This window comes from Pseudoalteromonas sp. AOP7-A1-14 (assembly GCF_052376275.1).
GTDB lineage: Bacteria > Pseudomonadota > Gammaproteobacteria > Enterobacterales > Alteromonadaceae > Pseudoalteromonas.
On sequence record NZ_JBQSVO010000001.1, the window covers coordinates 68,642 to 87,594 of the forward strand.

14 protein-coding genes are annotated in these 18,953 nt (G+C 40.9%); 7 read left to right on the forward strand and 7 right to left on the reverse strand.

Annotated elements, in window-relative coordinates; translation table 11 throughout:
- The first annotated feature begins 16 nt into the window (after positions 1-16).
- The 5 genes from ACT3RM_RS00365 to add all read left to right on the forward strand — a co-directional run bounded on the left by ACT3RM_RS00365 (position 17) and on the right by add (position 6,213).
- The gene (locus tag ACT3RM_RS00365) at positions 17-970 is read left to right on the forward strand and encodes a DUF2914 domain-containing protein (RefSeq protein ID WP_441834053.1); all 954 of its coding nucleotides are present in this window, start codon (positions 17-19) and stop codon (positions 968-970) included.
- A 42-nt stretch (positions 971-1,012) separates the two neighbouring features.
- Entirely contained in the window at positions 1,013-1,951 is a 939-nt protein-coding gene (hemC, locus tag ACT3RM_RS00370; RefSeq protein WP_441834054.1) for a hydroxymethylbilane synthase, read from the forward strand.
- 3 nt (positions 1,952-1,954) lie between these two features.
- Positions 1,955-3,817, forward strand: coding sequence for a uroporphyrinogen-III C-methyltransferase (locus tag ACT3RM_RS00375; protein WP_441834055.1), 1,863 nt, complete (start codon positions 1,955-1,957; stop codon positions 3,815-3,817).
- On the forward strand, positions 3,814-4,923 hold the full coding sequence (locus ACT3RM_RS00380) for a heme biosynthesis HemY N-terminal domain-containing protein (protein ID WP_441834056.1): 1,110 nt from the start codon (positions 3,814-3,816) through the stop codon (positions 4,921-4,923). Before ACT3RM_RS00375 ends, ACT3RM_RS00380 begins: the two co-directional genes overlap by 4 nt.
- Before the next feature lie 288 nt (positions 4,924-5,211).
- On the forward strand, positions 5,212-6,213 hold the full coding sequence (gene add, locus ACT3RM_RS00385) for an adenosine deaminase (RefSeq protein WP_441834057.1): 1,002 nt from the start codon (positions 5,212-5,214) through the stop codon (positions 6,211-6,213).
- 29 nt (positions 6,214-6,242) lie between these two features.
- On the opposite strand, the gene ACT3RM_RS00390 is transcribed toward add, so the two are convergent.
- The 3 genes from ACT3RM_RS00390 to ubiD form a co-directional block, all read right to left on the reverse strand.
- On the reverse strand, positions 6,243-6,659 hold the full coding sequence (locus ACT3RM_RS00390) for a CBS domain-containing protein (protein ID WP_441834058.1): 417 nt from the start codon (positions 6,657-6,659) through the stop codon (positions 6,243-6,245).
- A 164-nt stretch (positions 6,660-6,823) separates the two neighbouring features.
- Positions 6,824-7,537 carry an NAD(P)H-flavin reductase gene (gene fre / locus ACT3RM_RS00395; RefSeq protein ID WP_441834059.1) on the reverse strand — a complete coding sequence of 238 codons (714 nt, stop codon included), beginning with the start codon at positions 7,535-7,537 and terminating at the stop codon, positions 6,824-6,826.
- A gap of 372 nt (positions 7,538-7,909) precedes the next feature.
- The gene (ubiD, locus tag ACT3RM_RS00400) at positions 7,910-9,376 is read right to left on the reverse strand and encodes a 4-hydroxy-3-polyprenylbenzoate decarboxylase (RefSeq protein ID WP_441834060.1); all 1,467 of its coding nucleotides are present in this window, start codon (positions 9,374-9,376) and stop codon (positions 7,910-7,912) included.
- 233 nt (positions 9,377-9,609) lie between these two features.
- Between ubiD and ACT3RM_RS00405 the strand changes: the two genes are divergently transcribed.
- Positions 9,610-12,210, forward strand: a complete 2,601-nt coding sequence (locus tag ACT3RM_RS00405; RefSeq protein WP_441834061.1) for an EAL domain-containing protein — start codon at positions 9,610-9,612, stop codon at positions 12,208-12,210.
- Positions 12,211-12,264: 54 nt separating this feature from the next.
- Here the strand turns inward: ACT3RM_RS00405 and ACT3RM_RS00410 are convergent, their stop codons facing one another.
- Positions 12,265-12,549: an MliC family protein gene (locus ACT3RM_RS00410; protein WP_441834062.1), complete on the reverse strand. Its 285-nt coding sequence runs from the start codon at positions 12,547-12,549 to the stop codon at positions 12,265-12,267.
- 120 nt (positions 12,550-12,669) lie between these two features.
- On the opposite strand from ACT3RM_RS00410, the gene ACT3RM_RS00415 reads away from it, so the two are divergent.
- Positions 12,670-13,587 (forward strand): DUF808 domain-containing protein, encoded by a 918-nt coding sequence (locus tag ACT3RM_RS00415; RefSeq protein WP_441834063.1) that lies wholly within the window; start codon positions 12,670-12,672, stop codon positions 13,585-13,587.
- 49 nt (positions 13,588-13,636) lie between these two features.
- On the opposite strand, the gene ACT3RM_RS00420 is transcribed toward ACT3RM_RS00415, so the two are convergent.
- The 3 genes from ACT3RM_RS00420 to ACT3RM_RS00430 form a co-directional block, all read right to left on the reverse strand.
- On the reverse strand, positions 13,637-14,950 hold the full coding sequence (locus tag ACT3RM_RS00420) for a hypothetical protein (protein WP_441993346.1): 1,314 nt from the start codon (positions 14,948-14,950) through the stop codon (positions 13,637-13,639).
- Positions 14,951-15,324: 374 nt separating this feature from the next.
- Positions 15,325-16,725, reverse strand: a complete 1,401-nt coding sequence (locus ACT3RM_RS00425; protein WP_441994482.1) for a M20/M25/M40 family metallo-hydrolase — start codon at positions 16,723-16,725, stop codon at positions 15,325-15,327.
- 129 nt (positions 16,726-16,854) lie between these two features.
- A complete protein-coding gene (locus ACT3RM_RS00430; protein ID WP_441994481.1) occupies positions 16,855-18,951 on the reverse strand; it encodes a TonB-dependent siderophore receptor in 2,097 nt (698 codons plus the stop codon).
- Positions 18,952-18,953: the final 2 nt, after the last annotated feature.

Genomic DNA, 18,953 nt, shown 5'->3' on the forward strand with positions numbered 1-18,953 from the left:
AGTAGCAGAGGCTAGTATGAGTCAAAAAATAGTGATCACCGCCAATATGAAAGGGCCCGCTGAGTCCAAAGTGCCAACGACCACCTATCAATGGCATTGGCGGCGGATTATTATTGCTGCGGGGATTGTGCTGTTATTATTGAGTGCTTTTTACGGTTTAATAAGTTCAGTGAATGCAGAGCAAAGCGACACTGATGACACGCCAAGTGCTGTAACTAAGGCTGTAGCGCTTGATAGTAACCTTGAAGAGCTGGAGCTTACATCAGAGCTAAAACCTGAACTAAAAGCTACAGAGCAAGAGCCTATATTAGCAAAGAGCGAACAAAATGATTTTCTGCCAAGCAGTCAACAGAACAGTTCGACCGTTTCTGAAGGTGACGCAGTAAATCCAGAACGTGTTGTGCAGAAAAGTGATCTGCAGACAACAACCGAAATAGACGAGGATGAGGCCGTTAACGCTGTTGAAGAAGCTAGTAGCTCGGGCGAAATATCAATGAGTAGCACCACCGGCACTACACAAGAGCAGCCGCTTGAAACTAATAGCGAGCAATCAGTAAAGCCCTCAAAACAAGATGACCTAGAAGGCTTTCCACAATCAGCCCATGTCGCTAATGTGGCACTTGGCGCGAGCATTAATACTGAAAAAGTGAGCCGCGCTGTACTGACCCGCGAAGTAAAAAACCGCGAACCAGTGAATGTTTTTCAGGCGGATATTCGTCGTAGTGACTTTACTAAAACCCTCGCCTTTTTTAGTGAGCTTAAAAACTTGCAAGGGCAACACGTTCAGCATATTTGGTATTATCAAGGTGAGGTTGTTGCCAGCATAGATTTAAGTGTAACCACACCGCGCTATCGCACTTACTCAAATAAAAGCATCATGGCAGAACAAATAGGCGAATGGCGCATCGATGTAGTGGATGAGCAAGGCCACTTATTGGCTAAAAAAGAATTCAGAATTTTAGCAAACTAAGCCTCTTGGTTTATTTGCATACGATATTGTATTGGAACCTTTATGATAGATAAAACAAAACACGTTCGCATAGCGACTCGAAAAAGCGCCTTAGCGCTGTGGCAAGCTGAGTTCGTTAAAGCGCAGCTTGAGCACTTGCATGATGATGTAAGCGTTGAACTAGTGCCTATGTCCACGCAAGGGGATATTATTTTAGATACGCCACTGGCAAAAATTGGTGGTAAAGGATTATTTGTTAAAGAACTTGAGCAAGCAATGCTTGATGGGCGCGCCGATATTGCCGTGCATTCGATGAAAGATGTGCCTGTTGAATTTCCTGAAGGCTTAGTTTTGCATACTATTTGCCAGCGTGAAGACCCGCGAGATGCGTTTGTTTCAAATAACTTTTCCAGTATTGATGAGCTACCTCAAGGCGCGATTGTTGGTACTTCAAGTTTACGTCGCCAGTGCCAAATACGCGAAGCGCGCCCTGATTTAGTGATTAATGACTTACGTGGCAACGTGAACACCCGGCTAGCTAAATTAGATAAAGGTCAATACGACGCAATTATTTTGGCGGCTGCGGGCTTAATTCGTTTAGAAATGCATGACCGTATTACGGCCTTTATTGAACCTGAAGTGTCATTACCTGCCAATGGCCAAGGCGCTGTTGGCATTGAGTGCCGCGAAGATGACAAAATGCTTAAAGCGTTACTTGCGCCACTTGAGCATAATGAAACGCGTATTCAAGTTAGCGCTGAGCGCGCTATGAATCGTCGCTTAGAAGGTGGTTGCCAAGTGCCAATTGGCGCTTATGCCTTAGTTAATGGTGAGCAAGTGCATCTACGAGGTTTAGTGGGCGCGGTTGATGGCAGCCAAATGCTTCGTGATGAGGTTTCAGGCCATGTAAACGACGCTGACAAACTAGGTGTTGAGCTGGCTGAAAAACTGCTTGCTCAAGGTGCAGATAAAATTTTAGCCCAAGTGTATAGAGACGCATAAGCCATGAATATACTGATAACCCGACCACACGGAAAAGGTGACGCTTTGGCCCAGCAGCTTCAGCAGGCGGGTTATCAAGCGACTTTATTTCCGGTGTTAAAGCTTGATTACTTAACCCCTAATCAAACTCAACTCACCCCTTTATTGAATGCTGATAAAATTGTGTTTATTTCACAAGACTCAGTAAAAGCGTTACTTGAATTAAAGCCTAACATTAACACCAAAGCACAGTTTTATGCGGTAGGACAGCAAACCGCCGATGCGGTTTGGGATGCTTTTGGCGTGCGTGCTGCACTACCAAAACAGCATGACTCAGAAAGTTTATTAGCACTAGAATCGTTGCAACAAGTTGATAGTCAAAATATTGTATTGGTTAAAGGTAAAGGCGGCCGCACAGTTATTGCCGGTACCCTTAAAGAGCGTGGCGCATTTTTAAATAGCGTGGTGGTTTATGAGCGTACTGCTGTAGATACGCATTCGCAAAAGTGGTTAGACCATTGGCAAAATATAAATGTTAGCGGTATAGTTATTACCAGTAATGCGGCGGTTGACGTGATATTTCGCGATTTACCCCAAGCCCAACTAGACTGGTTATTACAGTGTCAGTTTTATGTGGCGAGCCAGCGAATTGGTGAGCATCTTGAATCGCAAAGCATTAAAAAGACTAATATACACATTGCTGCAGGGGCAAGCGATAGCGCTTTGTTTTCCTGCATCGATAAGCAAGGTAGCATTATGAGCGAAGATCCTAAAGTAACCAGTAAGCCTGAACCGCAAAGCACGGCTGATAAAAAAGCAACCGCTGCAGAAACTAAAAAAGCTTCATCGACGAGTGCTGCTTCAGCGAATAAAAAAGATAATACCATGCACAAAAACCAAAAAGCGGGTGTCAGTAAAACGGGTAGTTTAGCGTTATTAATTTCGTTAATTGTGGCATCGGGGGTGGGCTATCAATTTTATCAAAAGCTCAATACCGAACAACAAGGTGCTAGCGTTATTGCCAAATTAAATGCCGATAACGATATGCTTAATAAAGAGTTACAAGCATTAAAATCGAGACAACAAGAGGTGCAGCAGGCTTTATCTCAAAGCGAGAAAAAAGTCATGAACGCACTTAGCGATAGTGAGGAAAAAACCGCAGAGCAATTACAAAGTGCTTTGCAGCGTGCAGAGCAGCAAACGTATAGCCTAAACCCAAAAGAAGTGACCAGCTTACAGCGTATGGCTGAATTTAAACTTTGGGCAGAAAAAGACTACCAAGGGGCTATTGCTGTATTAAACCGTTTAGATGCCTTATTGGCTGAACACCCCGGTACTGGTGCTATTCGCCAAGCAATCCATCAAGACTTACAGTCACTTAATAGTGTCCATAAAGTGCCAGTTGAAGCGATTTACTTAAAGTTACATGGCCTAACTACGCAATTAGACGAGCTTGCTTTTAATGCTGTGGCATTACCCAGCGAAGCCGGTGATGAGGAGCCGCAAGTTCTAAGCAATGACGTGAATGACTGGCAGCAAAACCTAGCTAAAAGTTGGGAACAATTAATGGATGGCTTTATCAAAATTCGCCAGCGTGAAGATATTGCTATTGAGCCATTATTAACTGAACAAGAACGTCATTTAATAAAACAGCGATTGAGCTTGTATTTATCACAAGCGCAAGATGCTTTATTAACTGGCCAAGCTAGTGTTTATTACACCGCAATAGATCAAGCGCAAAGTTTAGTTGAAGATTATTTCAAACAAGGTGATGCCCTTACAAAAAGTACACTTAAATCGCTGATAGCGTTAAGTAAAGAGCAACTGAATTTTAATACAGAAATTACCTTACAAAGTACAGAGAAGGTCAAGGAGTGGGCACAATGATCCGCTTGATCTTGGTTATTTTAGCTATCGCTGTGTTATTGGCGGTGGCACCTATGTTAATCGGCGAAACCGGCTATGTGTTAATTTCATTTAACAAAACGACTATAGAAGGTTCGATTGTTGCTTTTTGCGCAGTGATATTATTCGCAGGCATGGCGGCATACTTAATATATAAATTAGTACGTTATTTATGGTCTTTATATAGCAATACTCGCCACCGTTTTTTTGCCCGTAGTGAAGAGCGTAAACAACGAGCTATTGAAGAAGGTGTGTGGAGTTTAATTAATGGTGATAGTAAACAGCTTGAGTTAGCACTTGAAAAAAACACCGTGAATAAGCAGTGGCAAGATGTACGTTATGCGCTTTTAGCGCAGGCAGCACTACAGCAACAGAAAACAAATAAAGCTTTAGGTTGGCTGGACAAGATAAGTCCAAGAAATCAATTAAAAGCAGCCAAATTATGGCTTGCAAGTGGCGATTGCAGCACAATTACAGGTGAATTAAAAGCACTTGCAGAGTCAAAGCATGCCAGTACTTTAGAGTTAAAACTATATGCTGAGGTATTAGTAAAGCAGCAAAAGTGGTCTGCACTTGAATCTTTTATGCCACGTTTAGTACAAAAAAATGTACTGTCAGAGGCAAATTGGAAAGTGCTATTTAATGCTTATTTTGCAGCGCAAAGTGAGACAGCGTTAACAGATAAATACAACGGGCTAAGTAAAAAGGTTAAGCCTCTTGCTGAGCAAAGTTACCTGATAGCTATGGCGCAAGCAGGCATGTTGAACAAAATTGAACTAGTACTTGTAAAAATGTTAAAAACCTCTGATAAGCAACAAAAACTGGCTGAAATATTAAAGCTATCGGCCTCGGGTGATGCATTAAAATTGCAAGCAAAAATTCAGGATGAACTTAAAAAAGACCCGGATAATGAAACGTTGTTATTAAGTTTGGCATGTCTTGCTAATGCCCATGGTGAGTATGATTTAGCCTCACGGGTATTCGATAAAGCTTTAACATCATACAACCGCGCTGAATACTTAACTCAAGCACAATTAAGTTATAGTAAAAGCGCACAACCAGAAAAGGCATTAGCGCTGTATTTGTAGGTAACTCAAAGCTTATAAAAGAAGTTGATCCAGTTTAAAGGTTTTAGTGGCGCTCACGTTTTAGCTTTTTTGTTATTTTTATTGGGTTTTTAGTAATGTGTTCTTGGCTATTGATCGTTTTCAGTTGTATTGTGGCTGCTTTTAGCTATACATAAATGCGTATACCGTCGCGACTTATTTATCACGTTAAAGCAGACATATGACCTCAAAAATGTGCACTAAACCAGCTAAGCTTGAATTACCTATTTAAGTGCGTATGATTCGCGAAAATTCAACTGAGACCTAATTATGATCAATAAAAAACTTCCCTTGCTTGATATTCATCGTCACTTAGATGGCAACGTTCGTGCACAAACTATTTTAGAACTTGGTCGCCAGTTTAATTTAAAGTTACCCGCTGAGAACGTCGAGGCATTAATTCCCCATGTTCAAGTGATTGATCCTGAGCCAAACTTAATGGCGTTTTTGCAAAAGCTTGATTGGGGCGTCAAAGTGCTCGGCGATTACGATGCCTGTCGTCGTATCGCTATTGAAAATGTTGAAGATGCTGTTGCGCAAGGGCTCGACTATGTTGAGCTGCGTTTTAGTCCTTATTACATGGCACAAAGCCAGGGATTACATCCGCAAGGCGTCGTTGAAGCCGTTATTGATGGTGTAAAAAGTGCTAGCCAGGGGAGTCCTTTAAAAACCAATTTAATCGGTATTTTATCGCGCACTTACGGTACTAAAATTTGTCAGCAAGAATTAGAGGCGTTGCTGGCGTTTAAAAACGACTTAGTCGCAGTTGATTTAGCCGGAGATGAAATTGGTTTTCCGGGGGAGTTATTTGTTGAGCACTTTAAACAAGTACGTGATGCGTATTTAGGTGCGACGATTCATGCAGGTGAAGCGCTTGGCGCACAAAGTATTTGGCAAGCAATTAATGAGCTTGGTGCAAACCGTATTGGCCATGGCGTTAAAGCAATTGAAGATGCTAAATTAATGGACTATTTGCGCGATAAAAAAATAGGAATTGAGTCGTGCTTAACCAGTAATATTCAAACCAGCACCATCGCCAGTTTAGACATACACCCGCTAAAGCGCTTTTTAGATCATGGTATTTTAGCGTGTATTAATACCGACGATCCTGCGGTTGAAGGTATTGAAATAGCGCATGAATATAGTGTTGCAGCGCCTGCTGCGGGTTTAACTCAATCCGATATGGGCAAAGCCCAAGCTAATGCATTGGAAATTGCTTATTTAAGCGAAACTGAAAAACAGCAACTTAAAGCGCTGGCAGCCGCACGGTAGTTAGTATATTAAGGTGTAAGCAGCTTGGCTTACACCTTATGTTCTTGGCACGATAAGTAATTATTAAACATCGCTTTTAAAATATCGCTTCGGCCAATCATGCCAACTACGGTTGTGCCCTCAACTACAGGGTAGTTTTTCGGTTTACCGGTTTTCATTTTCTCGGCCAGCTCAATAATATTAGTATCACCAGTAACTGTCACGACTTCGGTTTGCATTAGCTGCGATACTTTTACCACGCCATCACAAAAATAACTGCTTTGCATGAGTGGTTTTAACAATTCTTGCTCTGAAATAAAGCCGACTAAGCATTTACTGTCATCAAATACTGGCGCACCGAGCAATTTAAATTTTTGTAATTCGCTAATGGCGGTCGTCATTTCTGTATTAGGGGTAATGTGAGGCAACTTACGCTGCATTACATCGCTTACTTTGGTATTTAGCATCAGGATACCTCTTAGTTATCTGTTAAACTAAGTATGGTTAATGATTGCGGTTTTGTGAAATTGTTTATATGGATTAGTTTGATAGATTTAAACAATGTGACCTCATTGCCAGCCTATCTTCATTAAACTGGCAATGTAGCGCTAGAGATAGGTTGTCTGGGGATTTATTTTATAAACGCAAATGCATCTGCATACATGTTTTCGCGTATTGCGCCGTGAGTGATAAAGTCATCGCGTACGATGCCAATCATATCAAAACGACCTGCCATATAAATATCATACGGTTCAAGAGAAACAATATCATTCATTATTGCTTTATGAACATAGCCGGTATGGCCCGTCCAGTTATCTGATGGGTTTTCGACTACCGGAATAAACTTAAAGTTGTCGCGACTGTCAGCCCATGCTTTCATTTCTGTATGAGCATAAAGTGCTGACTCTTCACGTACCCCCCAGTAAAATAATACTGGGCGGTCACAACCAATTTCACTTAAATGATCAGCCATTGATTTCGCATACGAAAAGCCAGTACCACCGGCAAGTAAAATAATAGGGCGTTCGCACTGCAAACGCAGCTGTGAAATACCTAAGCCAGCTTCAATATCGACAAGCTTATTGTTTGCATGGGCTTGGCGTAAATGTTCGAGAGTTTGCATCGCATATGAATCAGCAGCAGAAGCACCAATATGTAATTCAAGTTCATTACATTGTGACGGGCGACTGGCAATAGAGAACGCACGCTTGTCTTTTTCAGCTAATACCACTAGCAAGTATTGACCAGCTTCAAAGGTAACGCTTTGTGCTGGTTTTAAAATTACTTTGTGAACAAATTCAGTTAAAGGGCTGATCGATACAACTTCAGCGTGTAATGTTTGCATGTTTTACCTTTTATTACTTTTTATTGCAGTTATGCTCTCGAGTTAGTCGATTCTAGCATATCTACATAGGGAGTTTATAGCTTGTTTATTGCTCATACATATACCCAAGCCAGCTCAAGATGCGAGTTTCAATTGGAATTAAAAGCGATTTAGGCAAGGGCATTGATGCAAGTAATGGTTATTCCCTTGGTAAAATCAATAACGCAGTATAAATCGCTTTTAAACCAACCCGTTGGGCATTTCACAGGCACTTACTCTCATCGTTGTTACTTCTTAAAAGGGACTGCCATTATTGCAAAGTAACGCCTTGATATTAAGCCCCTGTGAAACGCTGAATTCTGCATCTTGAGGTGGTTTGGGTACATAAGTAAATTAAAGAATATCCAAGCTATCCCAGAGTTCATCAACACGGTCTTTAGTGGCCTTATCCATAATGATAGGCTCGCCCCATTCACGATCAGTTTCGCCCGCCCATTTATTGGTTGCATCCATGCCCATTTTTGAGCCGAGTCCTGAAACCGGTGATGCGAAGTCTAAATAATCAATCGGGGTGTTTTCAACGAGCGTGGTATCACGAGCGGGATCCATACGTGTGGTAATAGCCCAGATCACATCATTCCAATCACGTGCATCAATGTCGTCGTCGCAAACAATGACAAACTTGGTATACATAAACTGACGTAAGAAAGACCATACTCCCATCATCACCCGTTTGGCGTGTCCCGGGTATTGTTTTTTCATTGTTACTACGGCCATGCGGTAAGAGCAGCCTTCTGGCGGTAAGTAAAAATCAACAATTTCAGGAAACTGCTTTTGTAGAATCGGAACGAACACTTCGTTAAGTGCAACACCTAATACTGCCGGCTCATCAGGTGGGCGGCCAGTAAAAGTACTGTGATAAATCGGATCTTTTCGGTGAGTAATATGCGTCACAGTCATGACTGGAAAATCGTCAACTTCATTATAGTAACCAGTGTGATCGCCATAGGGACCTTCAGGTGCCGTTTCGCCAGGGATAATATGCCCTTCGAGCACAATTTCTGCGCTGGCAGGTACTTGTAATTCGTTAGAGACTGACTTAACCACTTCAGTTTTGCTACCGCGCAAAAGGCCTGCAAAGGCATATTCACTTAGGGTATCAGGCACTGGCGTGACTGCACCAAGGATAGTGGCAGGATCAGCACCCAATGCTACCGACACCGGATATGGCTGGTCAGGGTTCTCCTTGCACCATTCTTGAAAATCAAGCGCGCCCCCACGGTGTGATAGCCAGCGCATAATAATTTTATTTTTACCGAGTAATTGTTGACGATAGATTCCTAAATTCTGACGTTTTTTATAAGGTCCTTTAGTGACAGTTAAGCCCCATGTGATAAGTGGTGCTGCATCGCCTGGCCAGCAATGTTGAATAGGAAATTTTGTTAAATCAACGTCTTCACCTTCAATGATCACTTGTTGGCACGGCGCTTTTTTTACTTCTTTGGCAGGCATATTAAGGACTTGTTTAAAGACAGGAATTTGTCCAAAAGCTTCTTTAATACCCTTTGGTGGCTCTGGTTCTTTTAAAAATGCTAATAGCTTGCCGACTTCACGTAGTTCACTTACATCCTCTTGACCCATGCCCATGGCAACACGCTTGGGTGTACCAAATAAGTTGGCAAGCACAGGGACATCATAACCCTTAGGATTTTCAAATAGTAAAGCGGGACCTTTAGCGCGTAAAGTGCGATCGGCTATTTCAGTCATTTCTAAATAAGGGTCAATTTCTTGGTGAATGCGTTTAAGTTCACCTCTTTTTTCGAGTAAGTCGATAAAATCGCGTAGATCTTTATATTTCATTGTCGGCCGCTTTAAACTGAAAAATACTAAAAACATTATACCCAATAAAGCGCACTAAGCGAACTAAAGCCACTTTTGCGAAATTGGCTGTTAAAGTAGTGAGGTCGTTTTTTATCGAATATTTAGGTTATGGTTTTTATTACATTATTAAGTACATAGGCTATAGTTTACGGCAGGTGTGTAAAATGAGTTTTTAATTAATGGGTGGGGTTATTATAAAAGCAGTGCTTAACATGGTTGTATTTTTCGCACTTGTAATGCCTATAAGCCAGGTATTTGCTGTAGATACTCTAGGACACATAATTGACGAGCAAATTTTTGCTCAGCACAGTGCTGTAATGTTAGTTGTTGAACCGCAAACGGGGGAAATTGTATTTGCTAATAAAGCGGCAGCTAAGTTTTATGGTTATAGCATTTCTCAACTGCAAGTAATGCAGATTCAGCAAATCAATATTTTTACTGAGCAGCAAGTCGCACAGGAGCGCCAAGCCGCATTAAGCAAAGGACAAAATTACTTTGTTTTTAAACACCGTTTAGCCAGTGGTAAAACCCGTACCGTGAGTGTTTATTCAGCTCCTTTTAAGCTTAATAACAGGCGCTTACTCTTCTCTATTATTTATGATATCTCATCTCAGCGCAGCTTAGAAAAAGAGTTGTGGCACTACCAGGAAAACCTCGAAGAGTTGGTTGCAAGCCAAACCGAAGAAATAGAAAATAAACGTGCTGATCAATTTTCATTATCTCTTATATCAATAGCTTTGTTGCTTATTATGCTGGTTATTCTGGCTATTTTAGCGGCTCGTTTGCGTGCTGCTAAAAAGTCAGCGCAAGAAGACAGTGCCACCTTAAAAGCTATTTTTAATGGTATTGATGATTTACTTATTTTTACAAACACTGAGCATACTATTTTAGCGGCTAATACTATGGCTGTACAAAAACTAACTACAGGGAATGGGCTTAAAGGTAAAAATATTTATTCATACATGGAGGCCTTACCACAGAACACCACCATTGATAGTGAATGTCAGTTTAATGGAGCTGAGCAAGCCTTTTGGGGTGAGGTGCGTATAACCGCGGTAACAGATGAAAGTAAGAAACAAGTAGGTGAAATATACTTAATTCGTGATATCACTGAAAAATTAGAAACACGTCAACAACAGCGTCTTGCTAGCACCGTATTTTCAACCACCAATGAAGGCATTTTGGTTTGCAACAGTGACAATAAAATTCAAGCTATTAATGCTGCGTTTACCCATATAACAGGTTATCAAGAGCGTGATGTGCTTGGAGAAACCCCCGCAATATTAAATTCTGGTCGTCACAAATCCTCATTTTTTACAGCGCTTTATGCGCAATTAAGTAAGACAGGGCATTGGGAAGGTGAAATATGGAATCGTTATAAAGATGGCCGCATTTATCCGTGTTGGTTGAATATTTCGGTAGTTTTTGATGAGGAAAAACAAATAGAAGTGTATGTGGCATTGTTTAACGATATTTCGCTGCGTAAAGAAAACGAACAAGAAATGTGGTTACAAACTAACTTTGATAACCTAACTGGTCTTGCTAATCGCTACCACTATAACAGTAAGCTCGATCAAGAGATGATTCGTGCAAACGCTGATAACAAACGCCTCGCAATTTGTTTTATTGATTTAGACCGTTTTAAAAGTGTGAATGACACCTTAGGGCATAACAGTGGAGATATACTTTTACTTGAGACGGCAAAAAGGCTTAAGGCCTGCATGCGCAGTCGGGATGTAATTGCGCGCTTTGGTGGGGATGAATTTGCTTTACTACTGCCAGGTATTAATACACTTAGTGATATTGAACAGTTAGCGAAAAAAGCACTAAAAGCACTTAGCTCTGCATTTCAAATTGGTGAACAAGAGGTATTTGTATCGGGGAGTATGGGGATCACCATTTATCCTGATGATAGTACCGAACGAAAAATATTATTACGAAATGCAGACAGTGCTATGTATAAAGCAAAAGAGCAAGGTCGTAATTGCTATGAGTTTTTCACTCGGGGTCTGCATGAACAGGCAACGGCTCGTAGTAAGTTAGAAAATGCCTTACATAAAGCACTGAGCAATAATGAGCTTATGGTTTATTTTCAACCTATTGTTAGTAACGACAAAAAGAAAGTTGGCTGTGAGGCTTTGTTGCGCTGGTATAATCCCGAGCTTGGTCACGTATCACCTGCTGAGTTTATTCCGATTTGTGAAGACTTAGGACTTATTATTCCTATAGGAGAATGGGTGTTAAAAGAAGCATGCAGAGAAGCCGCTAAGTGGTGCGGCCAATTTGGTGAGCAATTTTTTGTAACGGTGAACCTATCAAGTGTGCAGTTTATTCGCCAAGATATTGCTCGATTAGTGAAAGAGGTGCTGCAAGAGTATAAGCTTTCTGCAGAGTGTTTAACTTTAGAAATCACCGAAACTTTACTAGCAGATAACAGCCCTAATACTTTGCAGCAATTAAAAGCGATACGTGCTTTAGGTGTTGGTCTTGCTATTGATGACTTTGGCACTGGGTATTCATCACTCAGTTATTTGAAACGCTTTCCGTTAAACAAGTTAAAGATAGACCGTGAATTTGTTAAAGATTTACCAAACAATAATGAAGATTGCGCGATGGTGAGCGCGATTATTTCTTTGGCTAGTAACTTACGCCTTGAGGTTGTTGCTGAAGGCGTGGAAACGTCGGCGCAGAGAACTTATTTATCATCCCTAAACTGTGACTATATTCAAGGCTTTTTATACAGTAAGCCGCTACCAGCGGATGAGTTTGATAAATACATAAAAGGATTTATTGAACAACAAGGTAGTGGCTAACTTCGATTTTAGTTATGCACTTGCTATCCGAGTCCAAGGCTTAAATTTATTGCTTTACTGTAAGTTACAGGTTTGTTTATTACCCTCAATAATCAACATTGCTTCGCTACCCTTACTCCAAAATAAAGCATTATCATTACTATACTTCACACCTGATGCGCCTTTTTTCTTCGTTAATTGGTACTCTTTTTGGTTATATTTTAGCGTGGCGCTTTTATTATCAATACTGGTAAGTGTTGCGGTTAACTGGTTATCACACGCAAATGTTTGGGTTTGTGGTTGTTCGGTACATGCGCTAATTCCAAATACGCCAAGTGCGATTAATAGTGTTTTATACATAATAAAGTACCTTTGTTTATCCTATTTTTTAACTAGCATAGCAAATCAAAATTAACCGTTGGTGAAAGTTATAAGTTAAGCTATTTTATATTATCGATAAAACCTATTGGGAGGAATGTCATGGCAGGTACAAACCTTTTAACTTTACTGGATGATATTACCACCTTACTTGATGATATTGCGACCATGAGTAAAGTCGCTACGAAGAAAACCGCAGGCGTGCTTGGAGATGATTTAGCATTGAATGCACAGCAAGTGACAGGAGTTAGTGCTGATCGAGAGTTACCAGTGGTTTGGGCGGTTGCTAAAGGATCTTTTTTAAATAAAACCATATTAGTACCCGCCGCACTATTGATTAGTGTGTGGCTGCCTTGGTTGATAAGCCCGTTATTAATGATGGGTGGATTGTTTTTATGTTTTGAAGGAGCAGAAAAGCTCGTTGAAAAGTTTTTACCACACCCAGAGCAAACACAGTCATTGGCTGCGGAGCTAAGCTTAGCTGAATATGAAAAACAAAAAGTAAAAGGCGCAATCCGTACCGACTTTATTCTGTCAGCAGAGATTATTGTTATCACCTTGGGCACGGTTGTAGGCGCGACACTCGTTAACCAAGCATTGGTACTGAGTGTAATAGCTATCATCATGACCATTGGTGTTTATGGCTTAGTTGCGGGGATTGTTAAGCTCGATGATGCTGGGTTATATCTAGCTAATAAAGCGCAGCAAACAGGTAGTCGTTTTCAGGAAGTTATAGGTAAAGGGTTATTGGCTGCAGCGCCTAAGTTAATGGCTTTTTTAGCTTTTGCAGGGACTGTGGCTATGTTTTTAGTGGGGGGCGGTATTTTAGTACATGGTATTAATGTACTGCATCATGCTCAGCAAAGTGTCAGTAGCTATGCATTAACGCATCTTGGTACGGTTGGTGAAACTATTTCGCCGCTAATTTTTAACGGTTCACTCGGTGTATTAGCTGGAGCGATTGTGGTGTTAATGCATCATGCTTGGGCGATCTTTAAAAGAAAAAAACCGACAAAGTAACTTTGCCGGTAAAGATTAGCATGGGAAATGAGCTTCAACTGAGTTGAGATTAATGGTCGTGATCTTCATGTTCTGAATCACTTGCAATACCTAGCCAAGTAATTTGATTTGGCACGAAATCAAGCGTTAAAATAGTCTCTGAGGTTTGTTCATGTGTGTCTACACTGATTACGCTTTGATTGCTATTATCACTGATGTAAAGCGTATCGTCTGCCGCTGAAGCGGTCATGCTGTAGCTTGCTGATGGTTGTTCAGCAACTTGAAAACGAGCACTTACCTGCCAGCCATCTTCTGCTGATAAAACTGACAGCATGCCGTCACTTTCTAATACATAAAACTCACCACTGACGGCATCAAGTGTACTAGCAAGTATGGTGTTATTAGTATCTTGTTGCCAATCGAGCTGTGACATTAGGTTGTTTTCAGCATCGATGGTGTAAAATAAAGTACTTTGAGCAATACCTAAAAATAGCTCACTGTGCTCACTACCTTGGATAGAGGCAATCTGTGCGCCTTCAGCAAAACTGTCAAGGTTAGCTACTTTTAGAGCACTAAAACTCTCATCCACTTGAGTGACTACCAACACGCCGTCATCACAACCAAATGCAATATGTTCATGGTTTTGAGCACTACCATGTAGAGATGGGCAGTCCACTTCAAAACGTTGCTCTTGATGATAGTGATCACCATGAACATGTAGCTGCTCTACGTAGTTTGGAAGTACACTTACAGTGTTATCACTTCTAAATGTAGTGATCACTGAATCGCCGCGCACTTGAGCTGTGCCATGCATAGCATTATCAAATGTATGGCGTGCTAGTACTTGGCCTTCTTCAATTGATTCATCAGTTAATATTGCAAAACTAGCTGGAATACCGCTATCTATATTGCCATCAAAAAATAGGGCCGCTTGCTCTTCACTAACATCAAAATGTGTCGGTTTTTCATCAGTTAGCGCAAAGCCAGACAAGGTAGGAGCTTGTTGGTAGTCATGTAAGTGATCATCATGCTCTTCACTAAATAACCCACCATCAATAAACTCTACATAGTTATCATCACGCTGAATTGCGACCGCATAACGGTAACCTGGAGTTGTAAACAAGCCACTAACAGTATTTACGGTATTGAACATTTCTAATAGTTGGTTTTCTTCCGTATCATAAATTGACACATTGGCAGTATCGGTGTGGCTTATAGCGAGCCGACCTTTTGAAGTGAGCTCTACATGATCGTGCTCAGTATCTTCGGAGCCTTGTTGGTTATTTTGTGCAGCTAAATCATCAATTTCACTGTTACATGCGCACAGTAGTGCAATTGATGAAGCAAGTAGAGTCATTTTTAAATGTTGAAAATTCAAAGTCATAAGTGTTAATAGTTTTGTTATAATATATCAGTAATGTTATATTGTAACCAGTTATGTGTAAATAGTGATGCTATAAATTTATTTTATTGCTATTTCGAGTTGTTATCTTAGTTATGGGTCTTGGATTTAAAAGTTTAGTAAAAATTCAGCTTAATTCAGCTTATAGTCAAGTAAGCTATCCGCAAGTTAAAAGTCGCATAGTAACAGCATAGCCAAATTAACTATAGTAAACCTATGGAATACCCCATAGTGATAGTTATTCAAGTTAGGGTTAAATGACTAAATATAAAAAGCGGCTATTATTTTTTAGTGGGTAGTGTTTGCCCTAACAATAAGGGCAAACCAAGCTGGAAATTATAAGTAAATATGTTTACTTACTCACTGACAGGTTTTGCTTTCATAGTGGTTTTAGCATCCGCAGCCATAAAAGCGAATACTGCGTAAGTCGCTGTATTTTGCTTAAGCTTTTTAGGATCTACTTTATCTAAAGTATCGTCAGCGGTGTGATGATAATCGAAGTAGTCAGTCCCATCTTGATGTAAGTCGAAAATAGCAGCGCCGGCAGTGCTTCTAAGCGGTATTAAATCAGGGCCGCCACGAGCTGCATTTTTACCAATATATTCAACATCAAGTGGTGCAAGTTGCTCTGCGATAGCGCGCACTACAGGTAAAGACTCAGCTGTTACATTTGATTCAAAACCATACACTACATCAGCACCAAAATCAGACTCGGCAGCCGCAACAATATTATCTAAATCATTTTGGTGTTTTTTAAAGTACGCTTTAGCGCCCCATAAACCAAGTTCTTCTGCGGCAAATAACACGACACGGATACTGCGTTTAGGGCGTTTTATTTCGCTAATGTGTTTAGCGGCCGCCATTGTTAAAGCAACGCCTGCACCATCATCCAGTGCGCCTGTGCCTAAGTCCCATGAATCAAGGTGACCACCAATTAGCACATATTGTTCAGGGTTTTCGGTGCCATTAAATTGGCCAATCACGTTATAGCCTTTCCCTTGGCCTAAATCTTCGGTTTGTACGTTAATATTAACCTTTACGTTTTCACCTAGTGCGATTAGTCGAGCAATTTGGTCTGCATCAGGGTTGGCAATAGTAACATTAGGTATTTTAGTTACGCCGTCTTTGTAATGACTACCACCGGTGTGAGCAAAGCGGTGATGAGCTGTACTTACCGAGCGCATCATATAAGCTATTGCGCCTTTTTTAGCGGCTTCTACAGAGCCTGTTGAGCGTGCACGTACCGCAGGCCCATAACCGTTGCCATCAATATGACGATTCATACGGTAATTTATGTAGGCAATCTTGCCTTTTAAGCTGTTAGCAGGGGCGGCGATAAGCTCATCTAGCGTTTCAAATAAGACGACTTCAGCAGTGATCCCGTCTTTAGGTGTGCTTACGCTATGACCTAATGCCGTTAAGTGCAGGGGTTGCTTGCTAGGCGTTAAAATTTTGCCACTTTCGCTATAACGGCGCCACTCTGGAAAAGTAGCTTCTTCAAGCCATATCTTATCAAAGCTAAGTTCTTTAAATTGTGCTTTTGCCCAAGCGACCGCTTTTTTATCGTTTTCAGTACCTGGTAAACGAGGGCCTACTTTAGTTGTCAGAGACTCAAGTAATTGGTAGCTTAAATCGCTGTTACTGGCGTTGGTTCGAAGCTCAGCGACTTGTTGTAATTGTTTTGCGCTAAATTCAGGTTCTGCGGCGCTGGCAAAAAAACTACTGGTTAGTAGCAATCCAGTGATGATCTTTTTCATGGTTGACCTTGGCTTGTTAGAAATTAACGACTATTTAATCATTAATTACAACTTAGTAAAAATAGAATGCGACAAAAAAGCCCGCATTATTAATGCAGGCTTTGGATGGGTATTTAGGTTAGTTAAGCTTTAGAAGTTAAATTGTGCCGCTAAACGTAAGTTAGTGCCTTCGCCAACTGTTACGTTGTTAGTACCGCCACCGCCAAGGTAGTTAGTATCAAACAAGTTTTCAACATTAAGACGTAAGTTAATATCAGTATTGCTCATAATAAACTTATACGTTGCACCTACATCTACACGTGTGTACGCATCTTTAGTAATGGTGTTATCACTATCAGCAAAACGCTCACCTTCGTAAAATGCACCTGCGTTTAATGCAATTACGTCGTTTAATTCGTAACGAGTCCATAGTGATGCAGACCATTTAGGGGCATCGGTAGGGCGCTTACCTTCAAACTCTTCATCACGTTCAAAATTAGCGTCTAGGTACATAGTTGATGCCATAACAAATAAGCGGTCAGTAGCGGCACCTTGTGCGCTTAGCTCAAAACCTTTATGGCGTTGTTCGCCTACTTGGGTTGTTTTAGTTGTAATTGAACCCATAGGTACTTCAAGTTGTTCAGTGACCAAGGTTCCATTTTTACTGATATCGAAAACTGCACCACTGAGCATTAAACGCTCATCAAATAGCTGCCATTTAATACCAAGTTCTCTTTGTTCTGAGGTAACAGCATCTATTTTCATACCGAAGTTGATATCTTCTTCGTCAGTAATCGTTTCTTTTTGTGGCTCAAAGCCTTCGGTATAGCTGGCATAAATAGTTGCAGATGCATGTGGATGATAAAGTACGCCGACTTTAGGTACGAACGATTCGCTATTGCTGTTTTCTTTACTTTGTTTATCGTAACGACCACCTAGCGATAGTTGCCATTCTGGTGAGAATGAAATTAAATCTTGGATATAAATCCCGTAGTAGTCGTAAGCAGATGATTTAATTGTGTCGTCCGTTTTGTAGCTTATATTAGGACGTTCAGGTTCGTTTTGCCCAGCCGTGTAATCGAAATGATATGATGTGTTTTTACGATCTTCAGGCACTTTTAATTTGCCATAATAATAATCAAGCGAGTTAGCACCAATTAAAAGTTGATGCTGAATACCAGCTGTTGCAAATTCACCAATAAAGTCAACAAAGGCGGTTTTAAACTGCCAATCATCAAAACGATCGTAAGGTTCTGAGGTGTAGCTGTCGCCTTCAACAAATCCACTTGGCATACTTGGCGCAGACTCAAAACGTTGACGCTCAAATGTTTGCTCGTTGTAACCAAGTTTTACTTGCCAGTTTTCGGTTAAAAACACTTCTAGGTCAACACCTAGGTTTTCTACCGTTATATCTGTAAACGCCCAAGACATATCGCGAATTGTTTTATCGTCGCCAATTACATTGGCATTACTATCAATCCAGGCACCCGTATCTAAACCGGCTTCGTCATCTGTGCGGTCGTAATGTACGCGTACTAAGGCGTTATCGCTAATATCGTAATCAACAATTAATGCACCTAAAAAGCGATCGCGTTCACGGTTTTCACCATTTTGGTATTCACGCCAATAATCAACATCTTGCTTTACTAAAATACCGCGAGCACGTAAATCTTCAGCTTCAGTGAGTGCACCACCTGCATCAACCATAAAGCGAGTAGAGCCATGTTGATCTACATCTGCACTGGCATTAAACAATGTTTGCGCAGTTGGCTTTTTAGTCACCATGTTAACTAAGCCACCAGGACCTGATTGACCATATAAAATACTTGATGGTCCTTTAATAACTTCAACTTGTTGAAGTATTTCAATCGGTTGTTGATAGTGCGACCAATGCTGGTGGCCATCACGCAGGTAGCCGGTTGATGAACTTAACTTAAAACCACGTAAGTTAAATACTTCACGATTACGTTGCTTAGATCCTGGCGTTAAACTCGCATCGTTACTTAGTACTTCACCTAAGGTGGTTGCTAGTTGCTCATTTACAATTGTATCTGTAATAACAGTGACTGATTGTGCGGTATCGAGTAATGAGGTTGAGGTTCTCATTGCGCCAGTGGCGTTATCTACTTTGTAGTCGTTGAAGTAACTGCCTTTTACTTCAATGCGCTCTAGATTGTCATTGTTTTGCGCGGCTTGAGCCGAGGTGATTGTTGTAATAAGTGCAAGGTACAGCGGGCTTAATTTCATTA

Excerpts from the sequence above, each read along its gene's own strand:
- ACT3RM_RS00365 (WP_441834053.1), top strand. The coding sequence starts at position 17 with ATGAGTCAAAAAATAGTGATCACCGCCAATATGAAAGGGCCCGCTGAG.
- hemC (WP_441834054.1), top strand. The coding sequence starts at position 1,013 with ATGATAGATAAAACAAAACACGTTCGCATAGCGACTCGAAAAAGCGCC.
- ACT3RM_RS00375 (WP_441834055.1), top strand. The coding sequence starts at position 1,955 with ATGAATATACTGATAACCCGACCACACGGAAAAGGTGACGCTTTGGCC.
- ACT3RM_RS00380 (WP_441834056.1), top strand. The coding sequence starts at position 3,814 with ATGATCCGCTTGATCTTGGTTATTTTAGCTATCGCTGTGTTATTGGCG.
- add (WP_441834057.1), top strand. The coding sequence starts at position 5,212 with ATGATCAATAAAAAACTTCCCTTGCTTGATATTCATCGTCACTTAGAT.
- ACT3RM_RS00390 (WP_441834058.1), bottom strand. The coding sequence starts at position 6,659 with ATGCTAAATACCAAAGTAAGCGATGTAATGCAGCGTAAGTTGCCTCAC.
- fre (WP_441834059.1), bottom strand. The coding sequence starts at position 7,537 with ATGCAAACATTACACGCTGAAGTTGTATCGATCAGCCCTTTAACTGAA.
- ubiD (WP_441834060.1), bottom strand. The coding sequence starts at position 9,376 with ATGAAATATAAAGATCTACGCGATTTTATCGACTTACTCGAAAAAAGA.
- ACT3RM_RS00405 (WP_441834061.1), top strand. The coding sequence starts at position 9,610 with ATGGTTGTATTTTTCGCACTTGTAATGCCTATAAGCCAGGTATTTGCT.
- ACT3RM_RS00410 (WP_441834062.1), bottom strand. The coding sequence starts at position 12,549 with ATGTATAAAACACTATTAATCGCACTTGGCGTATTTGGAATTAGCGCA.
- ACT3RM_RS00415 (WP_441834063.1), top strand. The coding sequence starts at position 12,670 with ATGGCAGGTACAAACCTTTTAACTTTACTGGATGATATTACCACCTTA.
- ACT3RM_RS00420 (WP_441993346.1), bottom strand. The coding sequence starts at position 14,950 with ATGACTTTGAATTTTCAACATTTAAAAATGACTCTACTTGCTTCATCA.
- ACT3RM_RS00425 (WP_441994482.1), bottom strand. The coding sequence starts at position 16,725 with ATGAAAAAGATCATCACTGGATTGCTACTAACCAGTAGTTTTTTTGCC.
- ACT3RM_RS00430 (WP_441994481.1), bottom strand. The coding sequence starts at position 18,951 with ATGAAATTAAGCCCGCTGTACCTTGCACTTATTACAACAATCACCTCG.